This window comes from Anaerotignum lactatifermentans (assembly GCF_016902535.1).
Taxonomy (GTDB): Bacteria; Bacillota; Clostridia; order Lachnospirales; family Anaerotignaceae; genus Anaerotignum; species Anaerotignum lactatifermentans_A.
Genome location: NZ_JACSNY010000047.1, coordinates 1 through 710, shown reverse-complemented (window position 1 = coordinate 710; position 710 = coordinate 1). Strand labels below are relative to the sequence as shown.

General features: G+C 53.7%; 1 protein-coding gene. It reads right to left on the bottom strand.

Annotated elements, in window-relative coordinates:
• The coding region (locus H9X84_RS12770) for an IS256 family transposase (protein ID WP_205134626.1) at positions 1–669 on the bottom strand (669 nt) is incomplete at its 3' end.
• Between the last annotated feature and the right edge of the window lie 41 nt (positions 670–710).

The following is a 710-nucleotide window of genomic DNA, read 5'->3' as shown; positions in this document are numbered from 1 at the left end:
TTTGACCCCATTCAGACCGCGGCCACGCAACCACTGGAAGAAACTGACCCAACTAGCTTTGTCTTCTTTCATGCCCTCGGCTGCGCCAAGAACCTCGCGATAGCCGTCCTCATTCACCGCAATGGCTACCAGAATGGCTACATTTTCAAACTCTCCACCCCAGTTACGGCGCAGATAAATCCCATCTACATAGACATACGGATACCGCCCGCCTTGCAGAGGACGGTTCCGCCAATCTTCAATGTGGACATACGCTTTCTTGTTTAGCTCACTGATGGTGGAGGGAGAGACCTTGCTGCCCCATAGAGCCTCAGTGATATCCTCCACACGCCGGACGGACACACCTGCCAGGTACATTTCAATAAGAGCCTCTTCCACACTGCTCTCCCGCCGGCGATACCGCTCAATAATAGCCGTCTCAAAGGAGATTCCCTTGAGCTTAGGTACCTTGAGGGTGACATCCCCGGAAGTGGTGGTGAGGTTGCGGCTGTAGTGACCGCTGCGGTAGCCCTGGCGCTGCTCATTGCGCTCATACCGGGCAGCCTGTGTGAGCTTCTCTGCTTCAGCTTCCAGCAATTCGTTGAGGGTTTCCTCTACACTGCCTCGCACAAGTTCCTTGAGTTCGCTCTTGATCGCAGCCTCGTTTAGTTGTACAATTTTCTCGGACATGGTTTGCTCTCTCCTTTCGAATGGTGGTGTCGCAACTTCAT